Genomic DNA, 582 nt, shown 5'->3' with positions numbered 1-582 from the left:
AGAGGTGTATAAGAGACAGGGCGGGGGCGGTCGGGTACGCGTGGGGCACGCCCGACCGGCGCTCCTCAGGTGTTGCGTTTGTATGGCTTCTTCAGCTTATGGGGCGTCTTAGCGCTGTAGGGGGCTCTACGAGGCTCTTGGGGTCACTTGCTCCTTCTCAGTGTCAGTGCCCTCAACTATGTTCGTACTCACAGCTAGGGGCGGTCACTCCGTCTCTTGAACCGGGGGATTTCGATATGCCTATGCAGGGATCTGAGGCGGCGGAGGCGGGGAGCTCCGCGGGGAAGCCGGCGCCGCTGCGGGTGGACGCGCAGCGCAATCTGCGGCATGTGCTGAGCGCGGCGCGGGACGTGTTCGGTGAGCAGGGTTACGGGGCGCCGATGGAGGAGGTGGCCCGTCGGGCGCGGGTGGGCGTCGGCACGGTGTACCGGCGCTTTCCCAACAAGGAGGCGCTCGTCAGATACATCGCGGAGGAGGAGACGCAGCGGTTGACGGCCAGGGCGCGGGAGGCGCTGGCCGGAAACGACGAGCCGTGGGGGGCGCTGGCGGGGTTCGTGCAGCGGTCGGCGGCGGGCGGTGCGG

Annotated in this window: 1 protein-coding gene; it reads left to right on the top strand. The window is 68.2% G+C overall.

Annotated elements, in window-relative coordinates; genetic code table 11:
* Positions 1–242: 242 nt before the first annotated feature.
* On the top strand, positions 243–582 hold a 340-nt coding region (locus E1265_RS36665), incomplete at its 3' end, for a helix-turn-helix domain-containing protein (protein WP_132935241.1).

The sequence above is a fragment of the Streptomyces sp. 8K308 genome, assembly GCF_004348315.1.
In the GTDB taxonomy this organism is placed as follows: domain Bacteria; phylum Actinomycetota; class Actinomycetes; order Streptomycetales; family Streptomycetaceae; genus Streptomyces.
This window is presented reverse-complemented; position numbering and strand designations above follow the sequence as displayed.